General features: G+C 38.8%; 15 protein-coding genes. 10 read left to right on the plus strand and 5 right to left on the minus strand.

The genetic code is table 11. From position 1 onward, the window contains the following. Position 1 precedes the first annotated feature (1 nt). The 5 genes from lpxB (at position 2) to AABJ51_RS17855 (ending at position 5754) form a co-directional block, all read left to right on the plus strand. Positions 2–1147, plus strand: coding sequence for a lipid-A-disaccharide synthase (gene lpxB / locus AABJ51_RS17835; RefSeq protein ID WP_338373669.1), 1146 nt, complete (start codon positions 2–4; stop codon positions 1145–1147). 5 nt (positions 1148–1152) lie between these two features. Continuing rightward, the gene (locus AABJ51_RS17840) at positions 1153–2799 is read left to right on the plus strand and encodes an alkaline phosphatase (protein ID WP_338373671.1); all 1647 of its coding nucleotides are present in this window, start codon (positions 1153–1155) and stop codon (positions 2797–2799) included. 87 nt (positions 2800–2886) lie between these two features. Continuing rightward, complete coding sequence (locus AABJ51_RS17845; protein WP_338373672.1) at positions 2887–3564, plus strand: porin family protein; 678 nt, start codon at positions 2887–2889, stop codon at positions 3562–3564. 252 nt (positions 3565–3816) lie between these two features. Beyond that, positions 3817–4930 (plus strand): peptide chain release factor 2 gene (gene prfB, locus AABJ51_RS17850; RefSeq protein ID WP_134437195.1). Its coding sequence is split into 2 segments (ribosomal slippage): positions 3817–3879 and positions 3881–4930, totalling 1113 coding nucleotides; the frame shifts between segments, so codons are not numbered across the junction. A 245-nt stretch (positions 4931–5175) separates the two neighbouring features. Then, the gene (locus tag AABJ51_RS17855) at positions 5176–5754 is read left to right on the plus strand and encodes a porin family protein (RefSeq protein ID WP_338373674.1); all 579 of its coding nucleotides are present in this window, start codon (positions 5176–5178) and stop codon (positions 5752–5754) included. A gap of 7 nt (positions 5755–5761) precedes the next feature. Here the strand turns inward: AABJ51_RS17855 and AABJ51_RS17860 are convergent, their stop codons facing one another. The 3 genes from AABJ51_RS17860 to AABJ51_RS17870 all read right to left on the minus strand — a co-directional run bounded on the left by AABJ51_RS17860 (position 5762) and on the right by AABJ51_RS17870 (position 9681). Continuing rightward, positions 5762–8110: an ATP-dependent helicase gene (locus tag AABJ51_RS17860; RefSeq protein WP_338373675.1), complete on the minus strand. Its 2349-nt coding sequence runs from the start codon at positions 8108–8110 to the stop codon at positions 5762–5764. A 105-nt stretch (positions 8111–8215) separates the two neighbouring features. Beyond that, entirely contained in the window at positions 8216–8950 is a 735-nt protein-coding gene (locus tag AABJ51_RS17865) for a head GIN domain-containing protein (RefSeq protein WP_338373676.1), read from the minus strand. A gap of 11 nt (positions 8951–8961) precedes the next feature. Continuing rightward, a complete protein-coding gene (locus AABJ51_RS17870; protein WP_134437198.1) occupies positions 8962–9681 on the minus strand; it encodes a head GIN domain-containing protein in 720 nt (239 codons plus the stop codon). A gap of 502 nt (positions 9682–10183) precedes the next feature. On the opposite strand from AABJ51_RS17870, the gene AABJ51_RS17875 reads away from it, so the two are divergent. From AABJ51_RS17875 to AABJ51_RS17885, 3 genes are all read left to right on the plus strand, one after another. Further along, positions 10184–11368: a C1 family peptidase gene (locus AABJ51_RS17875; RefSeq protein WP_338373678.1), complete on the plus strand. Its 1185-nt coding sequence runs from the start codon at positions 10184–10186 to the stop codon at positions 11366–11368. A gap of 385 nt (positions 11369–11753) precedes the next feature. Then, positions 11754–13277, plus strand: coding sequence for a glutamate--tRNA ligase (gltX, locus tag AABJ51_RS17880; protein WP_338373679.1), 1524 nt, complete (start codon positions 11754–11756; stop codon positions 13275–13277). A gap of 2 nt (positions 13278–13279) precedes the next feature. After that, entirely contained in the window at positions 13280–14512 is a 1233-nt protein-coding gene (locus AABJ51_RS17885; protein ID WP_026625514.1) for a 3-deoxy-D-manno-octulosonic acid transferase, read from the plus strand. An 82-nt stretch (positions 14513–14594) separates the two neighbouring features. Here the strand turns inward: AABJ51_RS17885 and AABJ51_RS17890 are convergent, their stop codons facing one another. Beyond that, entirely contained in the window at positions 14595–15128 is a 534-nt protein-coding gene (locus AABJ51_RS17890) for an RNA methyltransferase (protein WP_134437202.1), read from the minus strand. 33 nt (positions 15129–15161) lie between these two features. Then, complete coding sequence (gene folB / locus AABJ51_RS17895) at positions 15162–15515, minus strand: dihydroneopterin aldolase (RefSeq protein ID WP_134437203.1); 354 nt, start codon at positions 15513–15515, stop codon at positions 15162–15164. Positions 15516–15690: 175 nt separating this feature from the next. Between folB and AABJ51_RS17900 the strand changes: the two genes are divergently transcribed. Both AABJ51_RS17900 and AABJ51_RS17905 read left to right on the plus strand, forming a co-directional pair. Beyond that, the gene (locus AABJ51_RS17900; protein ID WP_338373682.1) at positions 15691–16041 is read left to right on the plus strand and encodes a bactofilin family protein; all 351 of its coding nucleotides are present in this window, start codon (positions 15691–15693) and stop codon (positions 16039–16041) included. Positions 16042–16108: 67 nt separating this feature from the next. Beyond that, positions 16109–17893 (plus strand): aminopeptidase P family protein, encoded by a 1785-nt coding sequence (locus AABJ51_RS17905; protein ID WP_338373683.1) that lies wholly within the window; start codon positions 16109–16111, stop codon positions 17891–17893. Positions 17894–17914 lie beyond the last annotated feature (21 nt).

Genomic DNA, 17914 nt, shown 5'->3' on the forward strand with positions numbered 1-17914 from the left:
TATGAAATATTTTTTAGTTGCAGGAGAGGCTTCGGGCGATTTGCACGCATCTAATCTGATGTCAGCTCTAAAGTCTAAAGATCCTCATGCCGATTTCAGATTTTTTGGAGGTGATCTTATGCTTGCGCAAGGAGGTATAATGCTTAAGCATTACCGCGAATTGGCATTTATGGGATTTATACCTGTATTGCTCAATCTGGGTACAATCCTCCGCAACATGAAAATTTGTCAGGAAGCCATTGTTGAATATCAGCCTGATGTGGTAATTCTGATCGATTACCCCGGATTTAATATTAAGATAGCCAAGTTTGTAAAAACTAAGACTTCCATTCCAGTTCACTATTATATTTCCCCTAAAGTCTGGGCATGGAAAGAATACAGAGTAAAATCGTTCAAAAAATATGTGGATGAAATGCTTTGCATTCTCCCTTTCGAAGTCGATTTTTTTAAAAAGCATAATTATAAGGTCGATTATGTGGGTAATCCCACAGTAGATGCAGTAGCTCATTATCGAAATTCATCAATAGATGATACCTCGGAGTTGTTTCTCGAAAGTAACTCTTTAGAATCTAAACCTATAATAGCATTGTTGGCAGGTAGCCGTAAGCAAGAGATTAAAGATAATCTTCCGGCAATGCTTGAAGCAGTATCCGCTTTTCCGGCTTATCAACCTGTAATTGCGGGGGCTCCCGGTATTGATGCCGGATATTACAAGGAATACATCGGTACTCATGACTGTAAAATTGTTTTCGGACAAACTTACCGATTGCTTACTTATGCCGAGGTGGCTTTAGTGACTTCCGGTACTGCCACATTAGAAACAGCTCTGTTAAGAACACCTCAGGTGGTGTGCTACAAAACACCGGTTCCAAGGCTTGTTTACTGGGTTTTTAAAAATATATTGCATACACCGTATATCTCACTTGTAAACCTGATTGCTGGAGAAGAAGTGGTAAAAGAGCTTTTTGCGAAGTTTTTTACTCAAAAGAATATTCAGAACGAAGTCGATTTACTGCTTAATGATTTGGAATACAGAAGTAATATGCTGGAAAATTATGATCGGATAATTTCTATTCTCGGAGCTCCCGGAGCATCGGAAAAAGCAGCCGGAATAATAATTGAAAAGCTTGATAAAACGATATTATGATATATATGAAAAAAATAACATTCATCCTCAGCCTTGTCTTGATTTGTTGTTCCATTGGGGCACAGCAGTACCATCGTCCGGTACGTCCGGTCAAAAATGTGATAGTAATGATACCCGACGGTACATCTATCGGAGTTGTATCGGCTGCCCGTTGGTATCAGATATACAATAAACTGGGTGGTCAAAATTTGAGCGTAGACCCATATATCTGTGGTACTGTTAAGACTTTTTCGTCTAATGCACCTATTGGAGACTCTGCTCCTACAACCTCGGCTTATATGACGGGTATGCCCCAGCAAACGGGTAACGTGTCTATATATCCTGTTGCCGATCCAAAGAATGATCTGGTATATGTAGATCCGTCAAAAGCTTATCAACCTCTCACAACCATTTTGGAAGCAGCAAAGGTAGAACAACAAAAGTCAGTAGGATTAGTTGTTACTGTCGAATTTCCGCATGCTACACCTGCCGATTGTTCTGCTCATTATCATAAGCGTGGAGAATATAAATACATTGCATCACAGATGGCGTATCAAAATCTGGATGTCATGTTCGGAGGGGGAAACTCAATTCTTACCGATGATATTAAGCAGCACTTTACAAAGACCAATACTACCCTTATTCAGAATGATATTAATACATTCCGTAATTTTAAAGGGGATAATAAAGTATGGGCTTTATTTCAGGACAGAGAGCTACCTTATGATATAGACAGGGATAGTACTCAGATACCTTCACTGAAAGAAATGACCGAAAAAGCCATAGCTCAATTATCCAAAAATGACAAAGGCTTTTTCCTTATGGTTGAAGGTAGTAAAGTCGATTGGGTCGCACACGGCAATGATGCTGTAGGCTGCATAACAGAATATCTGGCTTTTGACAAGGCTGTTGCTGCTGCCATTGACTTTGCCAAGAAAGACGGGGAAACAGCGGTAATTATTTTGCCCGATCACGGGAATAGTGGTTTTACTATCGGGCGTAGAGATCTGAAAAGTTATGATAAAGCAACTTTCGATCAGCTTTTTGCTAATGTTTCGAAATACAAGCGTACAGGTGAGGGTTTGGAGAAAATATTGATCAATGAAAAGCCTGAAAAGATAAAAGAAGTATTCAAAAAATATACCGATATAGACCTTACCGATGAAGAATTGGCCGAATTGCAGAGTTCGAAAAATTATAAAGAGGCCGATTACATGAAAAAAGCTGTGAGTAAGAATATGGGGCATACTATTGTGGATATAATGAACAGTCGTACTTACTTTGGTTTTACAACCGGAGGACATACCGGAGAAGAAGTTTTTCTGGCAGCTTATCATCCTCAAGGAGATATGCCTTATGGTATGAATACAAATACTCAGATAAATAATTACTTGTTTGATGTATTGGGATTACAAACTTCTTTACCGGATCTGACAACGAAGTTATTTGCCAAGCATAACGAAGTCTTTGCCGGAAAGCAATATTCGATTGATAAGACTACGGATTTTCCTGTGTTAACAGTCAAACAAGGGAAGAATACATTAATCGTTCCTGCATTCAAATCTGTAGCGTATCTCAATGGAAAAGAGTTTGATCTGGGTTCCGTAACTGTATATATAGATAAGAATGATACATTTTATCTTCCGGCAAGTTTAGCGGATAAGTTAAAATAATATTATAAGTATAAGCAACGTTTATAAAGTGATATGCATCTAGTATGTATATCACTTTTTTATTAAAATTAAACAAACACACATACTATGAAAAGAAAAATCTTAACAATTCTTTTATTTGTTTTAGTTTCAACCGCTTTTTATTTACAATCGCAAAACGGATGGAGTCTTGGTGTTAAGGCCGGACTTAATATTTCTTCTGCCGGAGGAGATTTCTCTGATGCTAATTCCCGATTAGGATATAATGCGGGTATTATTGCTGATTATAATTTCAGTGAAAGTATATTTTTTCGTACAGGTCTTGATTTTACATCTAAAGGGGCGAAGTATAAAGATGCATGGAACAATATAGCATCAGATGGTACAACAGGATATCAAAAAAGATATTATCATCTGAATTATCTGCAATTACCTTTAAGCTTGGGGTATAGAATTGCGGCAACAGAAAATATAAATATGACAGTTAGTGCAGGTGCATATCTGGCTTATGGTGTTTATGCCAGAGAAAAATATACAGCACATAGTTGGTGTGGAACTCCTCCGACTACACCTGATGTTACTATTACGAGCAAAGGTTTTGACGATTCCGGTATGCGAGCATTCGATTCTGGGCTTTTAGGTGGGGTTGGTCTCGAATATAAACAATACATGTTATTAATCGGTTATGAGATGGGTTTATATAATACAATGTCCGGAAAATACGATGGGGGAGACCCTTCATGGAAAAATCGTAACTGGTCATTTTCTTTAGGATATAGATTCTGAAAAGTCAGTCAGGTATATTATTAGTAATAGCAAGTATTTAATGATATATTTTTAGTTTATAACAGACTTTGGCTGTTTACTTACCAAAGCAACGTTTAGAGCATCAAGTTTACCTGAGCTTTGCCAAATCACGATAAACGACTGCTGTAATTGAATAAATAGGTCTGAGACCTTAAAGTATTAAATAGTGTGCAAAAAAATGACTACCTTTGCACGCTATTTCTATATTATAAACTTAAACTGAATCACAATATGATTACAGCAGACCAACTCAAAGAAGTGTTGGAGCGCGAGTCAGCGCTGAGGGGGTATCTTTGACATTGATGCAAAGATAATTCAACTCGAAGAAGAGGAAATAAGAACACAAGATCCGGATTTCTGGACAGATAATAAAGCGGCCGAAGCTCAAATGAAAATAATCAGAGAGCTAAAAGGTTGGGTTAATGGGTATAACGAAGTAAAAGCCGGAGTAGAAGAACTGCAGCTGGCTTATGACTTTCTTAAAGAAGGAATTACTTCGGAAGAGGAAATCGATGAGGCGTACAATAAAGCAATTGCTTTGCTCGAAAATCTGGAGCTGAAGAATATGCTTCGCCGTGAAGAAGATAAACTCGGAGCTGTTTTGAAAGTAAACAGTGGAGCCGGAGGAACCGAAGGACAGGATTGGGCTTCAATGCTCGTGCGTATGTATCAACGTTGGTGCGAATCCAGAGGATATAAAGTCACCATTACGAATTGGCAGGATGGAGACGAAGCCGGAATTAAGACAGCAACTATGCAGGTCGAAGGTGACTTTGCTTACGGTTATCTTAAATCCGAAAACGGGGTTCACCGTTTGGTACGTGTTTCTCCATATAATGCACAGGGTAAACGTATGACTTCTTTTGCTTCTGTGTTTGTTGTGCCTTTGGTAGACGATACAATAGAGATAGAAGTAAACATGGGAGACATTACCTGGGATACTTTCCGTTCGAGTGGAGCGGGAGGACAGAATGTCAATAAGGTTGAAACCGGAGTTCGTCTTCACTACAAGTATAAAGATGAAGAAACCGGAGAAGAAAAGGAAATTGTGATTGAAAATACCGAAAGCCGTTCTCAATTCGGAAATAAGGATAATGCAATCCGATTGCTGAAATCTCAATTGTATGAGCTTGAGTTGGAAAGACGCAGCCGCATGCAATCGGAGGTTGAGGCTGGTAAGAAAAAAATAGAATGGGGATCGCAAATCCGCAGTTATGTTTTTGACGACCGAAGAGTTAAAGACCACCGTACCAATTACCAGACATCAAATGTAAACGCTGTAATGGACGGAGATATCGATGAGTTTATCAAGGCTTATCTGATGGAATTTGGGGGAGAGGCTTAATAGATAATAAATCAATATGTAAGGATGGATCAGAAATGATCCATCCTTTTTTTATCTCCACCTTAGATTTAAATAGATTATGTATCCATTCATCGAATCATGCTGCATCAAGATCATTGAAATCATATAAACTGACCGATCAGAATCTCCATTTCATCGATTTTAGAAGACGAAAGAATGCCTGATAGCCTTTATCCATAAAGGGATTCTGTTATTTTTGTCTGTGTCCAAAAATAAATAAAGGTATGAAAAAAGTATTAAGCCTTCTGGTTCTGTTTTTTATTATTACGTATTCATTATCGGCTCAGTTAAGCGTAAAGTTAGGAGCAAAAGGTGGATATAGCCTATCCAATGTCTCTACGTCGAAGGGGGCGACTAATTTCGACAGCTATACCGGCTATCATGCAGGGCCTATTGCTGAAATAGGGAAAGTAAACAGTCAGTTTTCGTTGGTTGTCGGTATGATTTTTGCGAAACGGGGGCTTGAGAATACTTCGGTTAAGGTTAGTAACTCTTATGTAGATATTCCTGTTAATCTGAAATATAGCTATTCTTTTTCCAACTTCTGGGGTGCTTATGCTTTGGCCGGACCGTATGCCAGTTTTCGATTATCCGGAGATGACTATATTAAAGGAAGCGGACTTCCTGATAAGTGGTATACGAAGAATGTAACCGGCGGACTTAGTTTCGGAGCAGGTTTTAGCTTTTTCAAAATGATTCATTTGGGCGCAGAGTACCAATACGGACTATTCAAAGATTATAGCTCATCGAAGTACAATGCTAAGAACAGATCATTATTGTTTTCTGTTGGTTTCACATATTGAAGACAAGTTAACCGATAACCTCAAAACGGGCAAACTTTAGCAGAAGTTGCTTTGTGCCTGCATTCTCGAATTCAACAGTAGCTTTGCGGCTCGAAGCATCTCCATCCAAAGCAACCACTTTTCCAATACCAAAGCGTTCGTGTTTGATTATAGCTCCGGTTTGCACACCGTATACATCGTTGCTGACCGGCGTTTTGGGTTGAGCTGTCTTTGCATTTACAAAGTTCGGACGATTAGAATATGCTGATTGAATTGGAGTTTCCTTTTTCTCAAAAATAGGAGACTCTCTTCTTTTGACTTCCTGCAGTTCTTCTTTTTCTTCTCTGTTTTTTCTGACGTTATCCCAGAATCCACCTTGCGAATATTGAGTTTGTATGCCATCCAGTACTCCGGCATTGGCTTTAATGTATTCACTGTCTATGTCTTTCAAAAATCGGCTGGGGTGGCATGGATTTGTCTGTCCGTTTCTGAAACGGCTTTTGGCATAGGTCAACATGCAAAACTGTTCGGCTCGGGTGATGGCCACATAGAACAACCGCCGTTCTTCTTCTAAACCTCTAGGTTCGGATTTAGTCATAGATGACGGAAATAAATCTTCTTCTAGCCCTACGATAAACACATTCTTAAATTCCAGACCTTTAGATGCGTGAATAGTCATCATTGTAACTTTCTCCTGATCTTCTTCCTTGTCGGTATCCTGATCGCTTAAAAGTGAGACTTCCGATAAAAAGTCGATAAGCCCTATACGGGTTTCACCTTCTTCGATACGGGTTTCGCAAAACTCATGTATTCCACCTAACAATTCCTGAAGGTTTTCCTGCCTGCTCATTCCTTCGGGTGTCTGATCCTGATAAGCTTCTCTGGCAATGCCACTTTCTTTTACTATCTTGGTGGCTATGTCGTATGCGCTGGCTACAGGTAACTCGTGAATAAATCCGGAAAGCAGCTGCTGAAAATCGCCTAATTTTTTGGCTGTACCAGAGTTTACATTCAAATTGTATTTCAGAGGGTCTTGGATTACTTCCCAAAGACTCACATTGTGCAGTTGAGCGGTATCTGTAATCTTACCCACCGTAGTGGCTCCTATTCCGCGTGTAGGATAATTGATGATTCGTTTGAATGCTTCTTCGTCTTTCGGATTTACCACCATACGGAAATAGGCAATCACGTCTTTAATCTCCTTCCGCTGATAGAAAGATAATCCTCCATAAATACGGTACGGAATATTCTTTTTACGTAATGATTCTTCAAAGACACGAGATTGGGCATTTGTTCTGTACAAAATGACAAAATCACTGTAAGAAGCATTTTCTATCCGTCGGATATCCTGTATCTTATTGGCAACTATAATCCCTTCTTCGAAGTCTGAAAAAGCACTCGAAACTTCGATTTTCTCACCAACCGCATTTTTTGAAAATACATTCTTTTGTATCTGTCCCTTGTTTTGTTTGATGAGGCTGTTTGCTGCATTTACAATATTCTGGGTCGAACGGTAGTTTTGTTCCAGCTTGAAGATACGGGCTTCGGGATAATTGCTCTTGAAATTAAGGATATTGTCGATATTTGCTCCACGGAATGAGTAGATACTTTGGGCATCATCTCCTACTACACAAACACGATGATGAGAATCGGCTAGTTGTTTTACAACCAAATACTGGGCGAAATTGGTATCCTGATACTCATCTACCAATATATACTGAAACCTGTTCTGGTAAGCAGCCAGAACATCGGGATGATCCCTGAATAAACGGTTGGTATGATACAATAAATCATCGAAGTCCATAGTGTTAGCCGCAGACAAACGAGTACTGTATATTTTATAGATGTCTTTAACCTGAGGAACTTTGGCTTTCATGTCATATTCGAGCATTTCTCGGCTTTGAGCATAAGCTATGGGTGATACAAGTGCGTTTTTAGCATTCGATATCATAGACTGGATACGTGCCGGCTTATATACTTTATCGTCAAGCTGAAGCTCTTTGATGATTGTCTTGATCAGGTTTCTCGAATCAGCCGAGTCGAATATCGTAAAATTGGACGTGAAGCCGAGCTTTTCCGCTTCGGTTCTTAATATGCGAGAAAATATGGAGTGGAATGTTCCCATCCACAAACGCCGGGCAATATTTTCGCCCATAAGCAGACCTACACGGGCTTTCATCTCACGAGCCGCCTTGTTGGTGAAGGTCAAAGCCAGAATATTCTGAGGAGGAAGATCCAATTTTAGCAGGTAAGCGATCTTATAAGTCAGCACACGGGTTTTTCCGGAACCGGCTCCGGCTATAACCAGTGAGGGACCGTCGTTGTACTCGACAGCATTGCGTTGGGATGTATTTAGTTGTTCCAATAATTCTTCCATGATTGTATTTTAAGGTCTGAGACCTTTTTGTTACTTAGAAGAACAAAGATAAACAATGAAATACACCCGTTGCAACAATTTAATATAATTTACTAACACTGCGGATTAGTATGGTTTAATACTGCCGACTCCGCTTTTCGATATTTCTGTGTGTTTTGGAGCTCCTTTGTATCTGACATTGCCGACTCCGCTCATTTTGGCTTTGAGGTAATCGGTTGTATAGGTTTCTATTTTTCCGATGCCTGATACATTGCAGTCGGTATTGGCTGCGTTTAGTTCATATGCGTAAATATCTCCTTTACCGCTTACGTTTAATACCGAGTTACGGACTGTACCACCAAAAGTAAAATTAGCTACACCGGACAGGTTCGCGTTCAGATTGTCACATTTAAGGTCATAAGCTTTTATACTTCCTACTCCTGAAAAATTGATTGCTAAATTCTTAGAATCGAGCGGATTTCTTAATTCAATATTACTTACCCCCGAAACCTGTACTCCTGCTAATGACCTGGAGTTTGTATAAACTTTGCAATGCTTTGTTTTCAGATTTTCGGTAGAACGCAGTATTAATACACCGTCTTTCACCGAGACTGAAATATAAGGCAGCAGATTCTCGTCGGTTTCTACGATTAAGTACGGGCGACTAAGCGGTTTTTGCTCGTAAATGATATCTGCTTGATTCTCAACTTTGATTCTGGAGTAATCTCCGATTGAATATTCTTGCGAAACTATATAACTATTGCCTTTGATAGTCTGGGATGAATTTTGAAAAGTTGATCCCCCAACCTGACATGAAGTTATGGTAAGAATACAGATGAACAATAATAGAATGTTTTTCATTTCTCTTCTTTTTATTTCTTGCTGATTGAACCCGAGCCACGTACCGATTTATTTAATTGACGGGGAGAGCCTGCGTATGTAATATCTCCACTGCCTCTGACTTCGGCGTTAAGTTGTCCGCTTGCATTTACCGATAAATCTCCCGACCCTTTTATCAGGCAATCGGCATTTTTCGATGATAGCGAAATGGTGTTCAGGTCTCCACTTCCGGTAATTGTAGCCGAAAGGTAATCGGTTTGTCCTTTCAGTGTGATATCACCTGATCCTTGAATCCATGTTGTCAGATGTTTTGTGTTCAGGTTATTTGCAGATACATCACCTGATCCTTTTACATACACTTCAAATTTATCGGCTTGTATCTTTCCTTGTAAATACAAGTCTCCGGATCCTTTTATGCCGGCTTTAACCAATGATGTAGAGTTGGTATATATTCTGAAGCGCGTAGGACTCATGTTTGTATTGGGTTTTGTACCTAGAGTCAAAATGCCATTCTGTACCTGCACTTTTACATACTGCATAAGGTTTTCGTCAATCTCCACACGCAAATAAGGCTTTTGGTTTGGCTTTTGTTCATAATATACATCTGCCGACCCCAAGGCTTCTATTACAGAATAATTACTGATGGAGATTTCTTTTGTTTTGATATTGCGGTTACCACGTTCTCCAAATCCAAAAGCGTAACATGTAGTTACGGATAATACTGCGAGTAAAATTACACCTAAAGCTTTCATATTCTATTCTATTTAAATTCTGTTTATATAATACGACTGATTATATGCTTAATTAGTTACACTGTTTGTCGAAAAAAAATGAAGTTGCCTGTTTTATATCTTTATTTATTCAGAAAACATTAACTCTTTATTTCTGCTTTCTCATTCTTATGCTAAAATTATGCCATTAATACTAATTAGTTGATATGTAGGGTGTTGGTTTGTTGAAGGACACTCCCGTCTGTAAAATTTATTTACAGCTATTTGTAAAGATATTTACAATATGGAAGCTTTAGTATTTATTGGTGAAGTCCTCTGTGTGTTCTATCATAATAGAGTTAAAAAATGTAATAGTGTATCTTTCGATTAAGTAAATATGTCATGTATGTTACTTTTTGTATAACTTTACATCAATTAAGCAAAAACACGTGTAAACTAATAATTGATCTCAGAGTGATAGATGGTCGTTGTTTTTTTATACTTGGTAAATTAATAAAAAGGTCTGAGACCTTAATGGTATTGTATGAAGAAGATATTTATTGCATCAGTAGCCTTGTTGATGACTTTCTCTGCATGGGCTCAAACAGATAGCACAGGCTATCAATTCTCAGTGGTAAAACAAAACCCAATTACGTCAATCAAAAATCAGGGTAGCAGCGGAACTTGCTGGAGTTTTTCGGGAGTAGGTTTTCTCGAATCTGAATTGCTTAAAATGGGTAAAGGCGAACAGGATTTATCCGAAATGTATATTGTCCGCCGTAATTATGAAGATAAAGCTCAGAAGTATCTCCGTTTGGACGGTCATTTGAATTTTGCGCAGGGAGGCTCTTTTGCTGATGTGATTGAAACAATAAACGAATACGGAGTTGTTCCGAATGAAGCAATGCCTGGACTGAATTATGGTGAAACCGGTCATAAGCATGGTGAACTAGCTGATGGGCTTACCGGATATCTTGAAGGGATTCATAAAAACGGAAATAAAAGATATTCGACTGCATGGTTTACCGGCTTCAAAGGGATTCTGGACGCTTATCTGGGTGAAAAGCCTCAGTCATTTACATATAAAGGTAAAACTTATACTCCTCAGAGCTGGGCAAAAGAGCTAGGCTTAGATAGTAATAATTATGTTTCTATTTCATCATTTACTCATCATCCGTTTTATGCGCCATTTGCAGTCGAAGTTCCTGATAACTGGCGTTGGGCTTTGTCATACAATGTACCTATGGATGATATGATCAAAATAATGGATAATGCGATTGAAAAAGGATACACTATCGCTTGGGCATCAGATGTAAGCGAAACAGGTTTTACCCGTAACGGACTTGGTGTATATCCCGATGATAATGCTCCTGAAAATATCGGATCGGATCAGGCTCACTGGCTTGGACTTTCAGCTACTCAAAAAGTAACAGAGTTGAGAAAGAAAATAGAAGCCGGCCCCGTAAAAGAAATAGCTGTTACTCAGGATATGCGTCAGGCAGGTTTTGATAATCAGGAAACAACAGATGACCACGGTATGCAGATTTTTGGTATTGCAAAAGACCAGAACGGAGCGAAATATTATATGGTGAAAAATTCGTGGGGAGAAACCGGAAAATATAAAGGCATCTGGTATGTATCGGAAACTTTTGTTAAGTATAAAACTATCAGCTTTGTAGTAAATAAACAGGCATTGCCTAAAGATATTGCAGACAAATTGAAGCTGTAAGCCGATAATATTTGATCATACATAAGATCGGAATGTGCGTTTGGCATATTTCGATCTTATTGTATATATATCTACGTTTTTTTTATCTACTTTTGTAAGCATTTTTAACTGAGGACTCAGATCTTTTTCTTGGATTTTTTCAGATATAATAACGATAAGCAGTTTATTGATTGATGATTGATAATTTCTGAAGGTTTGGTATCCGGATGTTTATATTGAGTGGTTGTGAATTTTTTATGATATATTTGAGGTTACAACTACTTGCTGTAATTATCAAGGAGAATCGGAAAAGGTAAGAAATCCTTGACTACTTAAGAATAAACAATAGATAAAAATATTTGCTAAAAATAATAAAATAGGTCTGCGACCTTAATTTCTTTCACATATGAGTTCTAAAGTCAGAGTACGTTTTGCACCTAGTCCAACCGGACCTCTTCACATCGGAGGTGTAAGAACAGCATTGTATAACTATCTTTTTGCAAAACAACACGGAGGTGATTTTATCCTTCGTATCGAGGATACCGATTCTCAGCGGTTTGTTCCCGGAGCAGAAGATTATATCATAGAGGCATTAACCTGGTTAGGTCTGAAATTTGATGAGGGTACACATATCGGTGGAGAATACGGACCTTACCGCCAATCTGACCGAAAGGAAATCTATAAAAAATATGTCGATCAATTATTAGAAAAAGGTGCGGCATATATAGCATTCGATACTCCCGAAGAGCTTGAACAGAAAAGACAGGAGATAGAAAATTTTCAATACGATGCTTCTACCCGCGGACAGATGAGAAATTCTCTTACTCTGCCGAAAGAAGAGGTGCAGTCGCTTATTGATAACTCAACAAACTATGTTGTTCGTTTTAAAATAGAACCGAATGAAGATGTTGTGGTTAATGACCTGATAAGGGGCAAAGTAACGATCAACTCATCGGAACTTGATGATAAGGTTTTGTATAAATCTGCCGATAATCTGCCGACATATCATCTTGCTAATATTGTAGATGACCATTTGATGGAGATAACACATGTAATACGCGGTGAAGAGTGGTTGCCATCGGCTCCGTTGCATGTTTTATTATACAGAGCTTTCGGCTGGGCAGATACCATGCCGCAATTTGCTCACCTATCTTTATTATTGAAGCCCGATGGAAAAGGCAAATTAAGTAAACGGGATGGCGACCGTCTCGGATTTCCGGTATTTCCATTGGAGTGGAAAGATCCTAAATCGGAAGATATTTCTTCAGGATACAGAGAAAGCGGTTATTTGCCCGAAGCTGTTATTAACTTTCTTGCTTTATTAGGATGGAATCCGGGAAATGATCAGGAGTTAATGTCTATGGATGAACTGATCCACACATTCAGTATTGAAAAATGCAGCCGCAGCGGTGCAAAATTCGATTTCGAAAAAGGAAAATGGTTTAATCATCAGTATATTCAATCTGCATCAAACGAAGAAATAGCCCGTATTTTCGAAAAACAACTGGTCAAAGAAGGTATCCACTCCGAACCTGCCTTTGTTGAAAAGGTAGTGGGTTTGGTCAAAGAGCGTGTGAGTCTGCTTCCCGAGTTGTGGGGGCAATCCTCTTTTTTCTTTGTTGCACCTGTCTCATACGATGAAAAAACAGTAAAAAAACGCTGGAAAGAAGAAACTCCCGCACAGTTGACCGAATTGATCGGGGTTTTATCTGATATATCCGATTTCTCATCTGAAAATCAAGAAGCCATTGTGAAAAAATGGATAGAAGATAAAGAATATCATTTGGGAAATATAATGAATGCCTTCCGTCTGGCTGTAGTAGGAGAGTCTAAAGGGCCTCATATGTTCGATATAACAGCAGCTATCGGAAAAGATGAAACTCTGAAACGTCTGGAAACAGCTATTTCTAAAATTGAATACAAAGCATAAGCATGTATAATTTTATTATTGGTCTTTACGCCCTTATCGTAAACCTTATTTCGCCGTTCCATCGTAAAGCCCGCCTGATGGTAAAAGGGCATCGGGAAGTATATTCCAAATTGAAGGAAAAGATAGACCCCGATGCTAAATATATATGGCTGCATGCAGCCTCATTAGGAGAGTTTGAACAAGGGCGGCCGATCCTTGAAAAGATAAAGGCTCAGCATCCTTCTTATAAAATTCTGCTAACATTCTTCTCTCCTTCGGGATACGAAGTTCGTAAAAATTACGATTTAGCAGATATTGTCTGCTATTTGCCTTTCGATCGGAAACGGAATGTAAAACGTTTCCTGAATCTGGCAAATCCTGCAATAGCGATATTTATCAAATACGAATTCTGGTACAACTATATCAATCAGTTACATAAAAGGAATATTCCGACCTATATGGTGTCGGCTATCTTCCGTCCCAATCAGATATTTTTCAGATGGTACGGAAAAGCTTATTGTAAGATGCTTTCGTTCTATGAATGTATCTGTGTGCAGGATGATAACTCCAAATCGTTATTGGAGGGTATCGGAGTCAAGAATGTGGAAGTTTGCGGAGATACCCGTTTCGACCGTGTATTGGATATCAAATCGCAGGCTAAATATTTGCCGGTAGGAGAAGCTTTTTCAAAGGATAAAGACGGAAATAAACAGTTAACATTGGTTGCCGGTAGTTCATGGCCGAAAGATGAAGATGTATTTGTTGAATATTTTAATAATAATCCGAATCTCAAGCTGATTATAGCACCGCATGAAATTCATGATGCTCATTTAAGTTATATAGAAAGTATACTTAAGCGTCCTTCTATTCGTTATACAAAAGCTACCCCTGAAAATGTATCACAGTTCGACTGTCTTATTATAGATACATTCGGATTATTATCTTCGCTTTACAGATATGGCGAAATAGCTTATGTAGGTGGAGGATTCGGTGTAGGTATTCATAATGTGTTGGAAGCCGCAGTGTATAATATTCCTGTGATTTTCGGACCTAACTTTAAGAAATTCAGAGAAGCAAATCAATTACTCGAAACAGGAGGAGGATATTCCATCCATGATTATGATACTTTCCTGAGCTTGATGGATGAATTTATTGAATATCCTAAGGTGCTTGAAGCAGCCGGAACTCATGCCGGAGAATATGTAACAGGCAATGCCGGAGTCGTCGATAAAGTAATGAAGATTATAAAATTTTGAACGGTTTTTAGACGCAGAACCTTACTTTAAGTTTTAAGTGATAACTAAGTCAATAAAAAGGTCTGAAACCCCGCACACCCTTTTAACGGGTGTGTAATTGTTTAAAGAAGTCCCAAATTACTATACCCGTTGTTACTGCTACATTAAGAGAATGTTTTGTGCCGAATTGTGGTATTTCTATACATCCGTTGCAGATGTCGATTACAGGCTGCTGCACACCTTTTACTTCGTTGCCCATAACAATCGCGTATTTTTGAGAAGTATTTAACTCTAAATTGTCGAGCATTGTACTGTTATGTACTTGCTCAATGGCAAAAACATGATAACCTTCCTCTTGTAGTGACTTTACAGCATCAATAGTTTCTGCGAAATATTTCCATGTTACAGAATGTTCAGCTCCCAGTGCAGTCTTATGTATCTCTGCGTTTGGTGGAGTCGCACTTATTCCGCACAGATAGATAGCTTCAACCAGAAAAGCGTCTGAGGTACGAAATACCGATCCTATATTGTTCAGACTCCGTATATTGTCAAGAATGACAATCAGAGGGATTTTTTTTGTCGTTTTGAATTCTTCCGGAGATATACGGTTCAGTTCTGTTATCTTGAGTTTCTTCATTTTCTTTACGGTCTCAGACCTAATTTCCGTGACTTAATCTATAATCAATACACTGGCATAATCCATGTCGGCTCCCATCGGCGGATTATTTTTGGATAGCTTTAGTTCGATATTTTCAATAGCGGGATATGTTTTGCGTAAAGCCGAAATAATCCTACCTGCAACATGTTCCAGTAATTTAGACGGGATAGCCATTTCTTTTTTTACCATTTCAAAAACATCGGCATAGCTTATTGTATCTTCCAGGCTGTCTGACCGGACGGCATCCATAACATTGATTTTTATTTTCAGATTGATCAGATAGTGGTTTCCCACGATTCGTTCTTGCTCTCCAACCCCGTGATAAGCATACAACCTGACGTTTTCCAGTAATATGTAAGTTTCCATTTTAATAGTAGAATTGAGGTGCAAAGCTAAGTTTTTTTTTTACATTTGTTATCTTCAAGCAGCGGTAAGTAGTTTCATCCTTATTCGGAGGTTGAAATATTTAGCCTTTGATTGTGCTTGGTAAGTCAGTAAAAAGGTCTGAGACCGAAATAACTTCATTTAGAAAAATTGATATATGTTGAATCGTAAGGAAGTCGTGCCTACCCCCAGTGGCATGCATAATGTACTCTCTGCCGGAACAGTTCTAACAGGAAACCTTGTAACACAGGATGATATCCGTATCGACGGTGTTATAGAGGGAAATATCATAAGTAAAGGAAAAATCATTATCGGTAATAACGGGCATGTGTCCGGCGATGTCGAATGTACCAATCTGGACTTACTGGGTAAAGTCTCGGGAAATGTGATCTGTGAAGATACTATAATTTTAAGAGCTACGGCAAACCTGATCGGAGATATAATTACGCAGGTGATAGAGATAGAGCCGGGAGCAAGATTTTCCGGATCATGTAAAATGAAGAGCTGACCAATACTTCAGGGCGGTCATAATGATAGAGAAAAAAGGTCAGAGACCTTAAAAACTGTTTTCAGTCATGGGAAATATTATAAATCATAGATTATCGTCTTTAAGACGTTTTTTAGAAGAAAAAGACCTTCATGCGTTTATAATACCAAGTACCGATCCTCACCTGAGTGAGTATCCTGCTTCGCATTGGGCTTCGAGAGAATGGATCAGCGGTTTTACCGGTTCTGCCGGAACGGTTGTTGTAACCCGAGACAAAGCCGGACTTTGGACAGATTCACGTTATTTTCTGCAAGCGGCGCAACAACTCAATGGTTCGGATATCGAGCTGTTCAGAGAAGGATTGCCGACTACACCAACTATAGAAGAATGGTTGCTGTCTGAATTATCAGATGGAAATAATGTCGGTATTGATGGCAATGTCTATGCGGCACAAGATGCTTATCAGTTAACAGCCCGTTTAAACTCCAAAGGTTTACACCTGATTTCAGACTATGATCCGTTTGACTCAATCTGGAACGACAGACCTCATATACCCACCAACACAATATTCGAATTGCCTGTGAAATATTCGGGCATAACTGCTTCTGAGAAGATAAAGGCAGTAAGGAAAGTTTTGAAAGACAGTAATGCCGATTCGATACTTATATCATCACTCGATACGGTTGCGTGGTTGTTCAATATTCGTGGCAATGATGTTCATTGTAATCCTGTAGCCGTATGTCATGCTTATGTATCAGTAAATGAAGCTATCATCTTTATCAATCCGAAGAAGCTGACCGAAGAAATCGTTCGTTATTTTCATGAAGAAGGTATTACTATAGCCGATTATACAAAAGTTTCGGATTATATACAGAGTATAAAAGAGGAAACAAAAGTTTGTCTTCAGGGTACGAAAGTGTCTTTCAGCCTTTACAATAAGATTCCTGATTCATGCAGGATTACAGATATTCCGTCTCCTGTGGATTTGATGAAGAGTATAAAAAATGAAACCGAAATACAAGGGTTTCATAATGCAATGGAGCGGGACGGTGCAGCATTGGTACGTTTCTTTATGTGGCTCGAAAAGGCTGTCGGTACAGAAGATATTGAAGAACTTACCATTGTAGAAAAGCTGGTAGAGTATCGTAGTGAGCAGGATCTCTTTGTCGGTGAAAGTTTCGATACTATCGCCGGATATCAGGCAAACGGAGCTATCGTGCATTACCATGTGACACCTGAGAGTTCGAAAAAGATAAAACCCGAGGGATTCTTATTGATTGATTCGGGGGCGCAGTTTTTTGACGGTACTACAGATATTACCCGTACCGTGGCATTGGGTGAAATCAGCGAGCAGATGAAAAAAGACTATACAATGGTACTGAAAGGTCATATCAGTTTGGCAACCTGTATATTTCCTCAGGGAACAAGAGGAAGCCAATTGGATATTCTTGCCCGTAAGGCTCTTTGGGATAACGGTTTGAATTATTTGCATGGTACAGGACATGGTATAGGTCATTTTCTGAATGTTCATGAAGGACCTCAAAGTATACGTATGAATGAAAATTCGACTACTTTGCAGCCCGGTATGGTTACTTCCAATGAGCCGGGTCTGTATAGAGCTAATAAGTATGGTATCCGCATAGAGAATCTGATTGTGACCAAAGAAAAATGTGTAACTGAATTCGGTGCATTTTATTCTTTTGAAACATTGACCCTTTGTCCGATAGACACGACTCCTATCGTGAAAGGAATGTTGACTGCGGATGAAATTAGCTGGTTCAATAATTACCATCAGTATGTATACGACCGATTGTCTCCAAATCTGACAGAGGATGAAAAGAATTGGTTAAAAGAAAAAACAAAAGCAATATAAGGTTTGAAACCTGTAAACAAC

Origin of the sequence: Indolivaga capnocytophagoides (assembly GCF_036511535.1) — a bacterium.
Classification (GTDB): domain Bacteria; phylum Bacteroidota; class Bacteroidia; order Bacteroidales; family Dysgonomonadaceae; genus Dysgonomonas_A; species Dysgonomonas_A capnocytophagoides.

What these genes read in the sequence shown, in the direction of transcription:
- lpxB (WP_338373669.1), top strand. Translation starts at nt 2, where the DNA reads ATGAAATATTTTTTAGTTGCAGGAGAGGCTTCGGGCGATTTGCACGCA.
- AABJ51_RS17840 (WP_338373671.1), top strand. Translation starts at nt 1,153, where the DNA reads ATGAAAAAAATAACATTCATCCTCAGCCTTGTCTTGATTTGTTGTTCC.
- AABJ51_RS17845 (WP_338373672.1), top strand. Translation starts at nt 2,887, where the DNA reads ATGAAAAGAAAAATCTTAACAATTCTTTTATTTGTTTTAGTTTCAACC.
- AABJ51_RS17855 (WP_338373674.1), top strand. Translation starts at nt 5,176, where the DNA reads ATGAAAAAAGTATTAAGCCTTCTGGTTCTGTTTTTTATTATTACGTAT.
- AABJ51_RS17860 (WP_338373675.1), bottom strand. Translation starts at nt 8,110, where the DNA reads ATGGAAGAATTATTGGAACAACTAAATACATCCCAACGCAATGCTGTC.
- AABJ51_RS17865 (WP_338373676.1), bottom strand. Translation starts at nt 8,950, where the DNA reads ATGAAAAACATTCTATTATTGTTCATCTGTATTCTTACCATAACTTCA.
- AABJ51_RS17870 (WP_134437198.1), bottom strand. Translation starts at nt 9,681, where the DNA reads ATGAAAGCTTTAGGTGTAATTTTACTCGCAGTATTATCCGTAACTACA.
- AABJ51_RS17875 (WP_338373678.1), top strand. Translation starts at nt 10,184, where the DNA reads ATGAAGAAGATATTTATTGCATCAGTAGCCTTGTTGATGACTTTCTCT.
- gltX (WP_338373679.1), top strand. Translation starts at nt 11,754, where the DNA reads ATGAGTTCTAAAGTCAGAGTACGTTTTGCACCTAGTCCAACCGGACCT.
- AABJ51_RS17885 (WP_026625514.1), top strand. Translation starts at nt 13,280, where the DNA reads ATGTATAATTTTATTATTGGTCTTTACGCCCTTATCGTAAACCTTATT.
- AABJ51_RS17890 (WP_134437202.1), bottom strand. Translation starts at nt 15,128, where the DNA reads ATGAAGAAACTCAAGATAACAGAACTGAACCGTATATCTCCGGAAGAA.
- folB (WP_134437203.1), bottom strand. Translation starts at nt 15,515, where the DNA reads ATGGAAACTTACATATTACTGGAAAACGTCAGGTTGTATGCTTATCAC.
- AABJ51_RS17900 (WP_338373682.1), top strand. Translation starts at nt 15,691, where the DNA reads ATGTTGAATCGTAAGGAAGTCGTGCCTACCCCCAGTGGCATGCATAAT.
- AABJ51_RS17905 (WP_338373683.1), top strand. Translation starts at nt 16,109, where the DNA reads ATGGGAAATATTATAAATCATAGATTATCGTCTTTAAGACGTTTTTTA.